The 15,164-nt window shown below is 41.4% G+C and carries 15 protein-coding genes; 1 reads left to right on the top strand and 14 read right to left on the bottom strand.

The genetic code is table 11. The features are described 5' to 3' along the window. Positions 1–75: 75 nt before the first annotated feature. Together MKZ10_RS13210 and MKZ10_RS13215 are read right to left on the bottom strand one after the other, a co-directional pair. A complete protein-coding gene (locus MKZ10_RS13210) occupies positions 76–243 on the bottom strand; it encodes a hypothetical protein (RefSeq protein ID WP_342505408.1) in 168 nt (55 codons plus the stop codon). Positions 244–329: 86 nt separating this feature from the next. Next, entirely contained in the window at positions 330–1,103 is a 774-nt protein-coding gene (locus MKZ10_RS13215; RefSeq protein ID WP_342505409.1) for a DUF2935 domain-containing protein, read from the bottom strand. A gap of 157 nt (positions 1,104–1,260) precedes the next feature. Here MKZ10_RS13215 and MKZ10_RS13220 point away from each other — a divergent pair, with 157 nt between their 5' ends. Next, positions 1,261–1,455, top strand: a complete 195-nt coding sequence (locus MKZ10_RS13220; RefSeq protein WP_342505410.1) for a hypothetical protein — start codon at positions 1,261–1,263, stop codon at positions 1,453–1,455. Between the two features lie 71 nt (positions 1,456–1,526). Here the strand turns inward: MKZ10_RS13220 and dnaI are convergent, their stop codons facing one another. From dnaI to MKZ10_RS13280, 12 genes are all read right to left on the bottom strand, one after another. Then, positions 1,527–2,471: a primosomal protein DnaI gene (dnaI, locus tag MKZ10_RS13225; RefSeq protein WP_342505411.1), complete on the bottom strand. Its 945-nt coding sequence runs from the start codon at positions 2,469–2,471 to the stop codon at positions 1,527–1,529. 1 nt (position 2,472) lies between these two features. Beyond that, positions 2,473–3,828, bottom strand: coding sequence for a DnaD domain protein (locus MKZ10_RS13230; protein WP_342505412.1), 1,356 nt, complete (start codon positions 3,826–3,828; stop codon positions 2,473–2,475). Between the two features lie 48 nt (positions 3,829–3,876). After that, positions 3,877–4,338, bottom strand: a complete 462-nt coding sequence (nrdR, locus tag MKZ10_RS13235; protein ID WP_342505413.1) for a transcriptional regulator NrdR — start codon at positions 4,336–4,338, stop codon at positions 3,877–3,879. Positions 4,339–4,555: 217 nt separating this feature from the next. Continuing rightward, entirely contained in the window at positions 4,556–5,578 is a 1,023-nt protein-coding gene (locus tag MKZ10_RS13240) for a glyceraldehyde-3-phosphate dehydrogenase (protein WP_342505414.1), read from the bottom strand. Positions 5,579–5,704: 126 nt separating this feature from the next. Next, a complete protein-coding gene (gene coaE / locus MKZ10_RS13245) occupies positions 5,705–6,301 on the bottom strand; it encodes a dephospho-CoA kinase (protein WP_342505415.1) in 597 nt (198 codons plus the stop codon). A 12-nt stretch (positions 6,302–6,313) separates the two neighbouring features. After that, on the bottom strand, positions 6,314–7,186 hold the full coding sequence (gene mutM / locus MKZ10_RS13250; protein ID WP_342505416.1) for a bifunctional DNA-formamidopyrimidine glycosylase/DNA-(apurinic or apyrimidinic site) lyase: 873 nt from the start codon (positions 7,184–7,186) through the stop codon (positions 6,314–6,316). Positions 7,187–7,196: 10 nt separating this feature from the next. Continuing rightward, on the bottom strand, positions 7,197–9,821 hold the full coding sequence (gene polA / locus MKZ10_RS13255) for a DNA polymerase I (RefSeq protein ID WP_342505417.1): 2,625 nt from the start codon (positions 9,819–9,821) through the stop codon (positions 7,197–7,199). Positions 9,822–9,968: 147 nt separating this feature from the next. Next, entirely contained in the window at positions 9,969–10,952 is a 984-nt protein-coding gene (locus MKZ10_RS13260) for a protease modulator HflC (protein ID WP_342505418.1), read from the bottom strand. Further along, entirely contained in the window at positions 10,952–11,923 is a 972-nt protein-coding gene (hflK, locus tag MKZ10_RS13265; protein ID WP_342505419.1) for an FtsH protease activity modulator HflK, read from the bottom strand. The genes MKZ10_RS13260 and hflK overlap by 1 nt, the downstream gene beginning before the upstream one ends. 508 nt (positions 11,924–12,431) lie before the next feature. Next, positions 12,432–13,850 (bottom strand): ATP-binding protein, encoded by a 1,419-nt coding sequence (locus MKZ10_RS13270; RefSeq protein ID WP_342505420.1) that lies wholly within the window; start codon positions 13,848–13,850, stop codon positions 12,432–12,434. Next, positions 13,847–14,578 (bottom strand): response regulator transcription factor, encoded by a 732-nt coding sequence (locus tag MKZ10_RS13275; protein WP_342505421.1) that lies wholly within the window; start codon positions 14,576–14,578, stop codon positions 13,847–13,849. Before MKZ10_RS13275 ends, MKZ10_RS13270 begins: the two co-directional genes overlap by 4 nt. Beyond that, a complete protein-coding gene (locus MKZ10_RS13280) occupies positions 14,578–15,054 on the bottom strand; it encodes a MaoC/PaaZ C-terminal domain-containing protein (protein ID WP_342505422.1) in 477 nt (158 codons plus the stop codon). Before MKZ10_RS13280 ends, MKZ10_RS13275 begins: the two co-directional genes overlap by 1 nt. Positions 15,055–15,164 lie beyond the last annotated feature (110 nt).

The raw sequence follows: 15,164 nt of genomic DNA on the forward strand, positions 1-15,164 counted from the left end.
TATTTTTGGGAATCAAAAAAAGCCCCATCCCTGGAAAGGGACGAAGCTTTAGCTCGCGGTTCCACCCTTGTTTCTTCAGTCCAACACAAATAAATGTTTGGAAAGATGAAGCTTGACATCGGCTAACGGGCCGGGACCGTCAATGATTACTAAAATATTCACCATCGCTGCTCCAAGGTGGTAAATCGTTCGTCTATCCGTCGGGGCTTCCAGCCAATGACCCCGTTCTCTGTAGGTCGACAAAACAATTGTTGTCCTCTTCGTTGCATTTCAGATTAATTAATATAATTGAGTATACGCCGGTTGCAAAGTAAATGCAAGCCTGTTTTTCAAAGCACTACTTGATCCTCTAGGTTTCTCCATAAATGATGCGCTTCCCTAGCAATATGCTCCAGCAAATCTGGCGGAGCTGTTGTGATGGCAGCACAGGATTTGATGAGTGCGCTTAATTCTAGTTTAAATGCTTCTAGGGCTTTGGCTTCTTTAATAACCATTTGGTTAAAGGTGTTTAATACCGGGGATACTTCGTTACGTGGCTGACGTAGTATTGTTTTAAGTGCATTTGCTTGGAGGAATAAGTTCTCAAATTTTCTCGTCATTGCCCTAACTTGGTCATGTAGTTCATAGTTCGAGGCATCAACATAATGGCTGATGAAAATGAGATGATCGACCATTTGCCGCAGCCAAAAGTTATTTTCATGGATCGTTGCATTTGCTGGAGAGACATAAGCACCTGTTTCAATTAATTTAAAAACCTTTTGCGCTTCTTCTGCTTCACGTATCATATGGTCGAGTAGAGATGTGGGTGTCGAAATAATGACTTCGCAGTGTAACGCCTTATCCATCGTATGGACAAGTAAGTCATGAAATTCATGTGTGGAGCTTTTGGCTTCATCCAATAAAGTCCCGATATCACCCGTTTTTGATTCTGCTTTTTTAAAAATTATCCCCATTCGTTGCGTCATAAGCTGATTAGCACGGGCTAGCTCTAACTCATGATGACTAATTTCCCGATCAAAAAATTCCCCATGCTCAAAATTATTGCGCACCCAAAAGTCAATAATGCCAAAGGTATCCCTTTCATAATTATCCGTGTAAGGCATAACCCACCTCTTCCATATTAGTAGTAGCCTCGTATGCTATGCGAGGCTGTTTTGGAATATGTAAACGGTGTAAAATTAGGTCATTTCTACACATGAAATTTTTCAACGAATAAAAATTACTTTAATGCACATGATATATTCATGGAGGTGATTAATCTTGCCCAAAAACAACAATACGGACAATAAGCGCATTGAAAACAAAGACCCTAAACAAAATCAAGACGCAAGCAAAAATGACATGCGTGGAGAATTTGGCGATACATTTGACATCGATCGGTTGAATAATCAAAAAAACAACAATAAAAGACGGAATAACAACAATGATTTAGATCCTGGAAAAAGAAACTTTTAACATCGGTCCATTGCTATAATAATCACAAATGCGTATGACTAAGAATCGCTTCTTAATCATACGCATTTATTTTACTTCCCGCGCCTATTTTCACCATCAAGTCGCAATGGACTGCTGACCATACGAATTCTTTCCATGATACGCGCAGCTTTAACTGCTTCTTTTTCACCGCGCTGGCTATACGTCAAATGATGTTCTAATTCTTCATAACTAAAATTCGATGTGAAAAATGTCGGTAATTTTTCAGCCATTCTAAATTGTAAAATAGTCCCAATCACTTCATCACGTGTCCAAGCAGACATTGCCTCCGCACCGATATCATCAAGCATAAGCACCTGTGCTTTTTTCACAAACTCAATTTTTTCATTGAGCGACTGATCCTGTATCGACTGTTTCATCTCACGCACAAACTCCGGCACATAGACAGCAACTGTACGAATTCGACGATTTGCCAATTCATTAGCTAAGGCGCCTAAAATAAAGGACTTCCCAATACCAAACGGACCGTAAATATACATCCCTTTTTCAGGAAGCTTCCCCGTTTCGTCAAAAGCATTCAAAAAGTCTTTCGCTACACGCACAATTCTAACTCGACTATCATCGAAAAACATATCAATATTTTGCAGTCTCGCCTCCATGACATCCTTTGGCATATAATAACTGTCAATCATCTTAGACACATTTCTACTTTCTTCGTCTATGAGCTTATTCCTACATTTCATATACTCCACATCAATTAGACCACGCGTCAGTACCAATTTCGGTTCGAACCCTTTCAACACATTAATACAGCCTCCAAGGTCCGCACATTTACCACAATCATGCGAAGCTGATGCATAATCGTATAATTTCGGCAGGCTCCGGTCGACAACATCTTTGTTAATGTCATCTGCATGATCCGTCAAAAACTGCTGGACACCCGGACTTTCCATCACTTCATTACGCAACTCTTCATAGCGCGCTGCAAAAGCTGGTGCTTTTACGACACGTTTCATTGTATCTCCAATTCGTTCCATTTCACTCCACCCCGTTTCCTGTTACACCTAATTCCTTCAATAATCGCCTACGCTCTTCGTCGACAGCTACCGATTTCTTCGGCTCTTTCTTGTCCTGCGGTTGTTCTTTTTTGTAAAACCAATCAGGCACTTTTTCTTCGCGCGTTGGTTTTCTTTGCACTGCTGGCTTTTGACCTTCATTTTTCCACTTCGTATACTTATCATGTTCTTGGCGCGCCAACTCCATTGCCGCTTCTGCTGTCTCTAGTTCTTTATTCGCCCAATGGGAGGCAATTCGCTCCACATACTTGTTTGTCAATTTCCCATCATTGCGGAGATAAACATATTGTAATAGCGTATTGACGACGCCATAAGACAACTCATATGTATTGACTAGCCTTTCAGCCAACTCCACATCCACAGATAACGGCTCCTTGCCGCCCCTTAATTCACGTAGGATTTCAATCGGAGAAGTGTTTTCAAGATAATAGGCGTTTGCATCGCCCCGTGATTTTAGTTCAGCTGATTGTTTAGGTGGCTCCTGTACAAAGACTTTTTGCAATTGGGGCGGCTGTTTTGTTACATTCATCTTATAAAATTCGGAAGCAGCTTTACGCAATCGCTCTTCCGGCAATTTAAGGTCCTCATCAAGCGCCATTATCACCACTTTTTGCATATCTAGTGGATTCAATGTATATAAAAAGGCCAATTTTGCAATCATTGCCTTTGAAACAGTAGATAATGCAGCTTGCGGAACCATTTGCTCAGACAAACCAGATTGCAAAAGATCAAAATCAAAATCTGTCTGCACAAACGGAACGCCTAACGACTCAGTACGGCCTTTAAAATCAGCAACTTCATCTATAATCGTTCCTTTTTGGATAGGAGTGTATACATCCAAAAATGTTCTAGATACATCCTCAAAGTCATTATCCCGCTTAAGGTCTAATGAAAATCGAGCACGTAAGCCCCGATACGACTGCTCACCTATTTTACTAAATAGAAACGTCGATAGTAAGGGATCTGCAAAAAAAGCCTTGGCATCAAGTGGCGGCAATAGCTCGTACAAAAACTCTCTAGCATCACCACTTTTCTTTCTGGATGTTCGCAATAGCCCGATAGCTTCGAGCGAGATACGCGCTTCAAAAACAGGTCCAAGTGGCATCGTCAAAATATTCATCAAGTGATAGTGGTTATAGACCAAATTCTCTTGCTGCTCTGCATCTGCCCATAGTGTCATAAATAGGCTCATAGCATCCCGACCAATAAGCGGCTGATAAAATAACGTAACTAATTGGCGGTCATAATCTGTAAATGGGTGTGCCAACATGATTGTATAAGCATCAATTGGCTGAAGCTCCTTGTAGAGGTATGCCATCACGGCTCCTCCTCCCTCTCTAGGTGACTAATAAATTGAAGTAAACTATTATTTTTGCGAACGCTGCTGTAATCGTTGAAGCTCTTCAATAAAAACTGTCACGTCTTGATAATCACGATAAACCGATGCGAATCGAACATAAGCCACTTCATCGACATCTGCTAATAATTTCATCACCATTTCTCCAACCTCATCAGAATTGATTTCCGCGACTCCGGCACTTCTCAATTCTTTTTCGATGGAATAAACGATGGCTTTCAAATCCTCTAGAGCTACAGGACGTTTCTCACACGCGCGAATAAGGCCCCGCAATACTTTTTCTCCACTATACTCTTCCCGTGAACCATCCTTCTTCACAACAACGAGTGGTGTTTCCTCCACTTTTTCAAAAGTCGTAAATCGGAACGAACACTGTTCACATTCTCTACGACGTCGAATCGATCGATTCTCCTCGGCCGGTCTAGAATCGATGACCCGAGTGCCATTGTATTGGCAAGCTGGACATTTCATAATGTGTATCCTCCGATTTTTCATAGATATATTTAATAAATTACGCCTCAGCATAATTGAGTCCATATTTATATGCCATTTTAACATTCATCCCGCTACTCATAAAATGAGGGGGATTTTTGATGAATCAAGTTAATTATAACAGAACATTAGCAAGAACATCAGAAAACCGTGCAAAGGAAAAAAATCCTCCATCAGTTTGATGGAGGACTCATGATTAGGCTGCTATAGCAGTTTGTAAGGCCTTGGCTACCTTTTTTGTTAAGTCAACAACGCGGGCGGAGTAGCCCCACTCATTATCATACCAAGCAAGCACTTTTATTTTTCGGTCACCCATGACAATCGTTGACAACCCGTCAATAATCGCAGAGTCCGTCGTCGTGTTAAAATCAATGGAAACTAGCGGTTCAGTCGTAAAACGCAGTATACCAGTCATTGTTCCAACGGATGCTTGTCTGAATGCTTCGTTTACCATTTCAACTGTTACATCTGTTTTCACATCTACAACAAGATCGACAAGTGATACGTTTGGCGTCGGCACACGTAATGCCAAGCCATGAATCTTCCCTTCCAATTCAGGAAGTACAAGTGATAGCGCTTTCGCCGCCCCTGTTGAAGTTGGAATAATGGACTGTGCACAAGCACGTGCACGCCGAAGGTCCTTATGCGGATTATCTAAGTTTTTTTGGTCATTCGTATAGGCATGAACAGTTGTCATCAACCCATTTTCAATACCAAATGTATCATTCAATACTTTTGCTACTGGTGCCAAACAATTCGTTGTACAGCTAGCATTTGAAATAATATCATGTTTTTCAATATCAAGCTTATCATCGTTGACGCCCAAAACGATTGTTATATCTTCATCGGTACCTGGTGCAGAGATGATAACTTTTTTTGCACCCGCCTTTAGATGAAGTGCGGCTTTGTCGCGTGAATTAAATTTACCTGTCGCTTCAATCACAATGTCTACACCAAGCTCTTTCCAAGGTAGATTGAGCGGATCGCGATCTGAAACGATCATAACACGTTTTCCATTGACAACAAGTGCATGTTCTTCCACAATCACTTCACCATCAAATGGTCCGTGATTGGTATCGTACTTGAGTAGATGGGCAAGAGTTTCTGGTGCGTACATCGCGTTCACCGCTACGATCGTTACTTCTTTCTCGGTGATCATTTGGCGGAAAACCATCCGTCCAATCCGTCCAAACCCGTTAATCGCTATAGAAGTAGTCATAAAAACCAGTCCTCCTGCATGTATGTTATACTCTTAATCACTTTTCATTAATTAGTATAACACATTAAACGCAAAAGAAAAGATTACGTGAGAACATTAATATATTCCCACTTTTCAGAATACAAATCAAGGTGCAATATGCCACTCTAACAGTATATTTTCAAGCTGTTTCGCCGTTTCTTCTAGTGTACCATCATTGTACAAAACCACGTCTGCTCCCTGTTCTTTAATCTTCATAGGCAATTGTGAACGTATTCGTGTATCCGCTTCTTCTTGCGATAACACATTTCGAGCAATAAGCCGTTCTTTTTGGACTTCTGGTGAAACAGACACAACAATGATTTTATCGACAAATGATTGGAGCTTACTTTCGAACAGCAAGGGGATATCCATAATGACTGTGTTTGCTCCATTCGACAGCCACTCCTCCTTTTGTCGCAGCATTTCCTGACGTATTGCAGGATGGATAATGCTGTTCAACTTTTGTCTTTCCTCATCATTACCAAAAATACGTCCACCCAATTTTTCGCGGTTAAGTGAACCATCCTTATTGACAATATCCTCACCAAACTGACGGCTGATTTCAAGCAAAACGGGACTGCCCGGCTCAACAACAAGCCTGGCAATCTCATCCGCATCCACAATTGGAAACCCTTTTTTTCGCAGCATGGCAGACACTGTACTTTTCCCACTAGCAATACTACCTGTCAAACCAATGATCATGTGACATTCTCCTCACTTCTGACACGCTGGGCAATAAACCGATGTTCTACCTGCAATTTTCAAGCTTTCCGTATTCGCACCACATGCACTACATACTTTCCGGCCATACATTTTCAGGCGGTCTTGCATTGTCCCTGCTTGTCCATCAATATTGCGGTAATCCGAAATCGAACTACCGCCCGCATCAATGCTCTCCTGTAGCACATCCACAATCACCTGGAACAATTCTTTTTTCCGAGCCAAACTAACCTGTTCAGCCGTTCGCGCGGGATGCATATTCATCTTGAACAACGCTTCCGTTGCATAAATATTGCCGCAACCCGAAAGCACATGCCCATCCATGATGACGTCTTTAATCGCCTTTCGCGCATACTTCGGCATAGCCGCCATATCTAAGAAATGCCGACAAGCTTCTTCCGCAAACGGCTCTGGCGCCATTTTTAACAGGGGCGGGTGATCTGCTTCACAACCGATGAGCCGCAGCTCTCCAAATCTTCGTATATCTGAATAAACGAGCAATCCCCCGTCGTCCATCGACAAAATAACATGGATATGCTTACGGAATTTCATTTCCGTAATATCATCAATAGATTTGACCGTGAACCATGCGCCTGACATTCCTAAATGACTAACAAGGAGACAAGTATTACCGTCTTTTATCAAATGAAAGTAAATGTATTTGCTACGGCGCGTGACGTTCGCAATCGTCATACCTACCAAATCAACCGAAAAGTCCTCCGTTGTAATCCCCTTTACAATCGCTTCTTTCCCCAGTTGCTTCGACTTTATCACCGTATCCGACACGGTTACTTTACAGATTGTCCTGCCCGTTGCGATTGGTGCAAGCGAACGGACAACCCCTTCTACTTCCGGTAATTCTGGCATATCATTTCCCTCACTTCGTTTCGTACCAAGATAATCCAAATGCCCAATCGACTTTTAGTGGCACATCGAGTGTAAGTGCGGATTCCATCACTTCTGGTACAATTACTTTTAACCTTTCAATTTCATCCTCTGGCGCTTCAAATATTAATTCATCATGCACTTGTAACAGCATACGCGTTTGCAAGCCTTCCGCTTCCAGCCTAGCTGCCATATCAATCATTGCTTTCTTAATTATATCTGCGGCACTCCCTTGAATCGGCGTATTCATAGCTGTTCGTTCAGCAAAACCGCGTAAATTGAAATTCGAACTCGTAATGTCCGGCAAATAACGGCGACGATTCATGAGTGTCGTCACATACCCCTTCTGCTTTGCATCTGCTACAATATCAGCCATATACTGCTTCACACCCGGGAAGCTATTGAGATACGTATCAATAAATTTCGCCGCATCTTTTCGAGTAATGTCCAAGTTCTGCGACAATCCATAATCACTAATGCCATAAACAATTCCGAAGTTGACCGCTTTCGCAGCACGGCGCATATCTGACGTCACAGATTCTTTATCTACCCCAAACACGTCCATTGCTGTTTGCGTATGAATATCCACACCTGCACGGAACGCCTCAATCATCTTGGTATCCTGTGACATATGAGCAAGTACACGCAACTCAATTTGAGAATAATCCGCCGCAAATAAATACCAGCCTGGTTCAGACGGGACAAATGCTGCACGGATTTTTCTTCCCTCTTCTAATCGAACAGGAATGTTCTGCAAGTTCGGGTTAATGGAACTAAGACGACCTGTTGTTGTTAGTGCTTGTTGAAAGCGTGTATGGATTTTTCCATCATCATGAATTTCTTTAGATAATCCTTCGATATATGTTGAATTCAGTTTACCCAATTGGCGATACGTTAAAATCAAACTAATGATTTCATGTTCACCTTCGAGCTTTTCAAGGACGTCTGCCGCCGTTGAATATCCCGTCTTGGTCTTTTTAATCGGCGTTAGCCCTATTTTCTCAAATAATATAACACCCAACTGTTTTGGTGAATTAATGTTGAACTTGTCTCCAGCCGCTTCGTAAATGGCCGCTTCAAGTTCCGTTAACTTAGCAGTCAAATCGACACCAATTTCTTGTAGTGTCGCCAAGTCTGTCTTCACGCCTGTTATTTCCATTTTACTAAGAATTTTAGCAAGTGGTAATTCAAGTTCGTGATATAAATCGTATTGGTCATTTTCTTTCAATCTTTCTTCAACAGTTGGACGTAACTGCCAAATCGCTTGTGCTTTGCGACTAGCATGTTCCGCAATAACTTCTTCAGTTGGTACTGCTTTCTTAGCACCTTTGCCATAGACCACTTCGTCTTGCTGAATATCCATATAGCCGAACTCACGCGCAATCGAAGCCACATCTGTATATGTCGTCGATGGATTGACAATATACGTAGCTAGCAGGAAATCGAATTCAAAACCATCTGCTTCCAGCCCTTCACGAGCTAGTGACGCAATGGCTGCTTTTGAGTCCGACGCATATTTCTTTTTAGCAGGATCTTTTAACCATTCTTGGAATGCAACGGATTTCTTAGCAACTCGTAGCGGGACAAACTGCGTACCCATTGCATCGGCTAGACTAATTCCAAGAATATCTGCCGTTAAGTAGTTTTCATCCATCATCTCAATATGGACGACCATGTCATCTGTTAAGTCAGCCTGCGTCAAGTCGCTGACGATTGTCACTTCAATCGCAATTTGCGGCTCATTCGCTGCTTGTGGTGCGATCTTTTCTAATAGTGTTTTAAATTTTAATTCCTGATAAATCGCAGCCACTTCGTCCAAATCGGGTCCGCTATACACCAAATCATCCAATGTAACAGTAATAGGTGCTTCGACTTCAATCGTCGCTAGCTCTTTGCTCATAAATGCCTGTGCTTCATTATTCGTCAAATTCTCATTCAGCTTTTTAGCCGTAATTTTATCGAGGGATTGGTAGACATTTTCAATTGAACCGTATTCGATTAACAATTTAAGTGCTGTCTTCTCCCCTACACCTGGAACACCAGGAATATTATCAGATGCATCGCCCATTAAGCCTTTCATATCAATAATTTGATGTGGCTCAATGCCGTATTTCTCACGTACATGGTCAGGTGTATACTTTTCAATATCCGTCATCCCTTTTCGGGTGATGTACACCGTCGTATGACCGCTCGCCAGTTGCGTCAAGTCCTTATCACCTGAGATAACTACAACTTCCGCTTGATCTGCATCGCCCGTTTTACTCAGCGTGCCAATGATGTCATCCGCCTCATACTGATCCAGTTCATATTGAGGAATTTGATAGGCATCTAGCAGCTTACGCAAGTAGGGGAACTGCTCGGATAATTCAGGTGGCGTTTTCTGACGTCCTCCCTTATATTCCCCGTATGTCGAATGCCTAAATGTTGTTTTCCCTGCATCCCATGCCACTAGTATATGGGTCGGTTTTTCATCCTCGAGAATGTTTTGTAACATCATCGTAAAACCATACACAGCGTTCGTATGAATTCCGTTATCATTTGTTAATAAAGGCAAGGCGAAAAAGGCACGGTAAGCCAAGCTATTGCCATCCAATAAAACAATTTTCTTTGTCGACATGTTCGGTCCACTCCTCTTATTTAATTTTATTCGGCAGGAGGTTGCTGAATAAAATTAAGACATCATCTGCATTTATCTTACCACGATAGCCATAGTAAATGAAAATGCCTGCATGGCGGGTTTTCCGCTAACCATGCAGGCATTCCATTATTCCAAGTAACCCGTTAACACTTTCGCATACGGAGAATCGGCTGGAAGAATAATCATCGTGTCATCACCGATTGTTTTGCTGTATGACTGAAGTGTACGATATAAGTTATAAAACTCAGGATCTTTTGAAAAAGTATCATTGTAGATTTTTGCTGCTTCAGATTCACCCTCAGCATGGATAATAGCTGCTTCTTTTTTCGCTAAGGCAAGCATTTCCTGCACTTCACGATCTGTTTCCGCTTCGATACGTTGCTTGGCTGCATCCCCTTCAGATAAATACGTTTGTGCAGTCGATTCACGTTCAGATATCATCCGTGTGTAGATGGATTGTTCGTTTTCTTGTGGTAGATCAATGCGCTTCATGCGTACGTCAACCACTTCGATTCCATAATTACCTTCAGCAAGAAATTCATTGACTCGCTCTGTTACCCGGTCATTTAAACTCCCACGTGAAGAATTCTCATCATTGACAACGTCTACATAGTCAAGTTGTCCAAGCTCTGTCCTTACAACTGAGTAAATGAACTCTTCCATTCGCGCTTCAGCATTGACGATGTTTCGTGCATTGGAGATCATATCACCTGGATGTGTAATTTTCCAAACAGCATAGTTATCAATAATAATACGCTTTTTGTCTCTTGTGTTAATTTCCTCTTCAGATACATTGAACGTCATTTGACTTTTCGGTAAGGTCGTGACACTTTGAATGAATGGTATTTTTATGTTAATACCCGGTTCTTGGACTGTACGTTTAATCTCACCGAATTGACGGACGACGTGATATTCTCCTTCTTTGACGACAAAGACATTGGCGATTAGGATAATGACAATCGCAAATAAAGCGGTCCAAAAAAGTGTCAGCTTCACATATTTCTTTACTTCTATCGGTGCCTTAGGTTCTCCAGTTCCTTGTTGTTTCTTACGTTGCTTTTCTGCTAGTTTACCTTCAATTGTTTTAAATGGATTATTATCATTTGCCATTACTTCCCGCCTCCTTCTTTAGTCGATTCTACTACTGGTGGAGGTGTTTGGTTTTCCAATTGTTGCAAGGGTAGATATTTCACAGTTTCACCTTGATCATTCATAATATAAATTTTCGCTTTTGGTAACACTTGCTCGAGCGTTTCAAGTACTAATCGTTGGCGCGTAATTTCCTTATTTTTCATATATTCCGTATGCAGATTGTTAAACAAGGCGACATCACCGCGTGCCTGTTCGACACGAGCTGTCTTTTGCCCTGCTGCCCGCGATTTGATAGCGTCACGCTCCCCCTGTGCTTCATTCTTTTTCTGATTTTCATATTTTTCCGCTTCATTTATTTTCGTATTTTTCGTTTCTCTGGCATCTGTCACTGCTGTAAAAGCTGCCCTAACTTCCGCATTCGGAAGTTCAACATCTTGCAATTTCACACCTTGAATCGCAATACCAATATCATATTTTTCAATGAGTGTAGAAAGCAGTTCACGTGTCTGTGCTTCGATTTCAGCTTTACCGTCTGTTAACGCAGCATCTATCGTCGAGCTTCCAATAACTGAACGAATCGATGCAGACGTTGCATCAGAAAGAATTTCCTGAGGGTCTTGTGCATTGAATAAATATTTTTGCGGCTCTGTAATTTTCCACTGCACAACAAGATCTGTCAGGACAATATATTCATCCCCTGTAATCATTTTTGTTTCTTTATCAAATGATACAAGTTCGCCACCTGGATCCTGTTTATAGCCAAACTGAAGACTAAACGTTTCCTTCGAAAGTATTTCTACATTCTGAATCGGCCAAGGCAGTTTGAAATGCAGTCCTGATTCTGTAATAGGTGTATCTGCTTTCCCAAAAGTAATCACAACAGCCTGCTCTGACTCATCAACTGTGTACCAAGTTGTAAAAGCAATAACGATAAGTAATAAACCGGCAATCGCCATACCGACAATAACTGAAATTCGGCGTGTACTCATTTTAAAGTCCCTCCTTTATATGTATCCTCTATGTTATACGGATTAGTTTGCTGGAAGTTTCATAATATCGTGAAAAAGCGTAGGACTCTCGAATAATTGAGAGCCCTACGCTTTTTGGTTGGAAAGCACAAACGGGGACAGACATTGACACCATTCGTGCACTTCAAATTGTGGCAGTGCCTGTCCCCTCACTCCCGATTCGACTTATTTCCTAGAGAAAATGCCTAAACAATAAAACATTCCATTGAATCCGCTTCGGCGCTAGGGGGGATGCCTCCCGCCATTAAGGCGCCTTTGCTTGGTTTGTATAGGGAATAGATATACTTACAATGTTAAAGTGCGACAAATCATTTATTCCATATCGAGATATGGTAATGGCTGTTGCATTTATACTAGGAATAATAAGAACATGATACTGAAATAGCCCTTGAATCGACAATGATACTCGGTCGAAGGGCTTTATTTTTTGAATTGTATGTGTGACCAGGAATTCCGAGTTGCGGATCGCTCACTTATCATGCGTAATCGGCAAATGAATACAAAAAGTAGTCCCGACGCCAATCGTACTTTCTACTTCAACGCGACCACCATGAATTTCAACAAGGTGCTTGACAATTGCTAGACCTAACCCTGTTCCACCTGAATCTCGGCTCCTAGCACGATCCACCCGATAAAATCGCTCAAATAGTCGCGGTAACTCTGATTGCTCAATCCCAATCCCTTGGTCGCGAATTGTAATCACTACCTCGTTCACAGAACTAGTGACAGTAACTGTAACCTTTGTATCCTCTTTCGAATAACTAATAGCATTCGATAACAAATTGACCATCACTTGAATGAGTCGACTAGCATCTGCTTCGATGAATAGATTTTCAGGAATCTCCGAAACTATGTTCATCTTCTTGCGTTCCATGCTTCTAGAGACGATTTTCATTGCATCTTGTATCATTTCTTTCACATTAACAATTGCATACGTAAGCGAAAAAGCTTCCCTTTCCATTCCCGATAATTCGAGTAAATCGTCGATTAGCAAATGCAAACGGTCACTTTCCTTCTGAATAATCCCAAGAAATTCTTTCATAATAACAGGTTCATTCATTGCGCCATCTAATAATGTTTCCGTAAATCCCTTTATAGATGTAATGGGTGTGCGTAATTCATGAGAAACGTTCGCGACAAAGTCTTTTCTTACTTCTTCAAGTCGGATGAGCTCCGTGATGTCATGGATGACGACAACAATCCCTAGCCAATTTCCATGAATACCAATAACAGGCGCTCCATATACACTCATATAAGCAGGATGATCACTACTATCAATGCGTATTTGTTTTGCGCGAACTTGTTCTGTCATAAAAACATCTTCAATCAGATTTTCAATCGCAATTGGTAAACCGATTTCTTTAAACGTTTTACCGACCACTTCACGCTCTGATAATCCGAACGTTTTTTTAAATACTTCATTGAAAAGATTGACCGTCCCTCCTCGTCCAAACATAAGAAGTCCGCTACCCATGCTTTCAATCAGTGTTTTCAAACGCTCTTTTTCCATGACTTGCTGCGTCGATATTTCCTGAAAATCGCTTGCAATTTTGTTAAGAGCCATCCCTAAATCATTATCATAATCCGAGTCGACCGTTTGGACCCGCACCAAATAATCACCATTCGCAATCCGAGTCGCTATTTTCGTCATATCATCAATTGGACGGGCATATTGCAACATCATCTTTGAAGCGATAAATATAGACAACAAAAAGGCAATAACGAGTGTGGCGATTAGGAATAACCAATATTGATGTTGCAATGCAAGTTGACTGCTTTCCGCAAATAACGGAAAAAACTGACCAAGAACAATTCCAAGGCCAGTTAAAAGGACTGATAGAAGGATTGCACAAGCAACTACAAGGCGAGCGTAAAGACTTTTGCTCATGCTTTCTGCTCCTCAAATTTATAGCCAATTCCCCTTACCGTTTTAATGAATGCTGGCTTCTTTGTATTTTCTTCAATTTTCTCACGTAAATGGCTGACATGAACATCGACAATGCGTGTATCTCCCGCAAAGTCATAATTCCAAACCGCACTTAATAATTGGTCACGCGACAGGACTCGATTTTTATTTTGCATAAAATATACAAGCAACTCAAATTCCTTTGGTGTAAATTCTAATTCTTCATTGTTTAGATACGCCACATATTGCTCAGGATGAACAGTTAGCGCCCCAGAACTCATGACGCTATTATTATCTTCGCTACGCGCTGCAGCATCTCCACTACGTCGTAGCACAGCTTTCACACGGGCTACTACTTCACGCGGGCTAAATGGTTTAGTCATATAGTCATCTGCACCTATTTCAAGCCCCAACACTTTGTCGAACTCGTCCCCTTTTGCCGTTAACATAATGATTGGAATATCGACGCCACGCTGCCTTAATGTTTTACAAACATCTAAACCATCCATTTTCGGAAGCATTAAATCGAGTAATATTAAATCGGGCTTTTCCAACTCTGCTTGTTGAACCGCCTCTTCACCATCAGCCGCTGAAATCGTTTCATATTGCGCTTGCTGTAAATTATATTCGAGCAATGTACGAATCGGTTGTTCGTCATCGACAATTAAAATTTTCTTTTGTTTAGACATTCTCTCAATCAGCTCTCCCATCAAAAATTATCCATCGCTTGTGAAGTAAGACGTTCCTCCACTTTTGGTGGTAGTGCCGACACTGTTCCTGAAATGACAATCCCTTGTTGCTCATCACGAGCTTCTACCGAAATATCAATACGATTATCTTCTCTAGTCACACGGGTCACCTCGAACAGAAACTCAATCGTCGAATAGTGATAGACAGGTTTTTGGAATGTTAGGTGCTGTTCCACAACATGTGAGCCCGGGCCTGGCAAATATTTTGAAATAGCCGAGGTTACAATTCCAGTCAGCATAATGGTTGGTACAATTGGTTTTTCAAAAGTAGTCTGCGAAGCGTAATCATGCTGAATATAAAGCGGGTTACTATCATTCGTTAACCCTAGGTAAAGTAGTAGGTCTTTATCTTCTATTTTTTCTGTCAACTTTAACTTTTCTCCAACAGTAATATCTTCAATCTTTCTTCCAAGACGTCTTTTCTTTCCAAGTATCAACGTGCTTCCCCCTTTAGATATACTCGAACACTATAAGTTTAACAATAATCAGAAAAAAAATCGAGTAGCATCTGCTACTCGATTTTCAAATTATGTACGAAGGGGAAATA

The organism is Sporosarcina sp. FSL K6-2383 (genome assembly GCF_038618305.1).
Lineage (GTDB): Bacteria > Bacillota > Bacilli > Bacillales_A > Planococcaceae > Sporosarcina.

Coding starts and splice junctions, on each gene's coding strand:
- coaE (WP_342505415.1), bottom strand. CDS start 6,301: ATGATCATTGGTTTGACAGGTAGTATTGCTAGTGGGAAAAGTACAGTG.
- nrdR (WP_342505413.1), bottom strand. CDS start 4,338: ATGAAATGTCCAGCTTGCCAATACAATGGCACTCGGGTCATCGATTCT.
- MKZ10_RS13230 (WP_342505412.1), bottom strand. CDS start 3,828: ATGGCATACCTCTACAAGGAGCTTCAGCCAATTGATGCTTATACAATC.
- mutM (WP_342505416.1), bottom strand. CDS start 7,186: ATGCCAGAATTACCGGAAGTAGAAGGGGTTGTCCGTTCGCTTGCACCA.
- MKZ10_RS13240 (WP_342505414.1), bottom strand. CDS start 5,578: ATGACTACTTCTATAGCGATTAACGGGTTTGGACGGATTGGACGGATG.
- polA (WP_342505417.1), bottom strand. CDS start 9,821: ATGTCGACAAAGAAAATTGTTTTATTGGATGGCAATAGCTTGGCTTAC.
- MKZ10_RS13260 (WP_342505418.1), bottom strand. CDS start 10,952: ATGGCAAATGATAATAATCCATTTAAAACAATTGAAGGTAAACTAGCA.
- MKZ10_RS13270 (WP_342505420.1), bottom strand. CDS start 13,850: ATGAGCAAAAGTCTTTACGCTCGCCTTGTAGTTGCTTGTGCAATCCTT.
- MKZ10_RS13275 (WP_342505421.1), bottom strand. CDS start 14,578: ATGGGAGAGCTGATTGAGAGAATGTCTAAACAAAAGAAAATTTTAATT.
- dnaI (WP_342505411.1), bottom strand. CDS start 2,471: ATGGAACGAATTGGAGATACAATGAAACGTGTCGTAAAAGCACCAGCT.
- MKZ10_RS13215 (WP_342505409.1), bottom strand. CDS start 1,103: ATGCCTTACACGGATAATTATGAAAGGGATACCTTTGGCATTATTGAC.
- hflK (WP_342505419.1), bottom strand. CDS start 11,923: ATGAGTACACGCCGAATTTCAGTTATTGTCGGTATGGCGATTGCCGGT.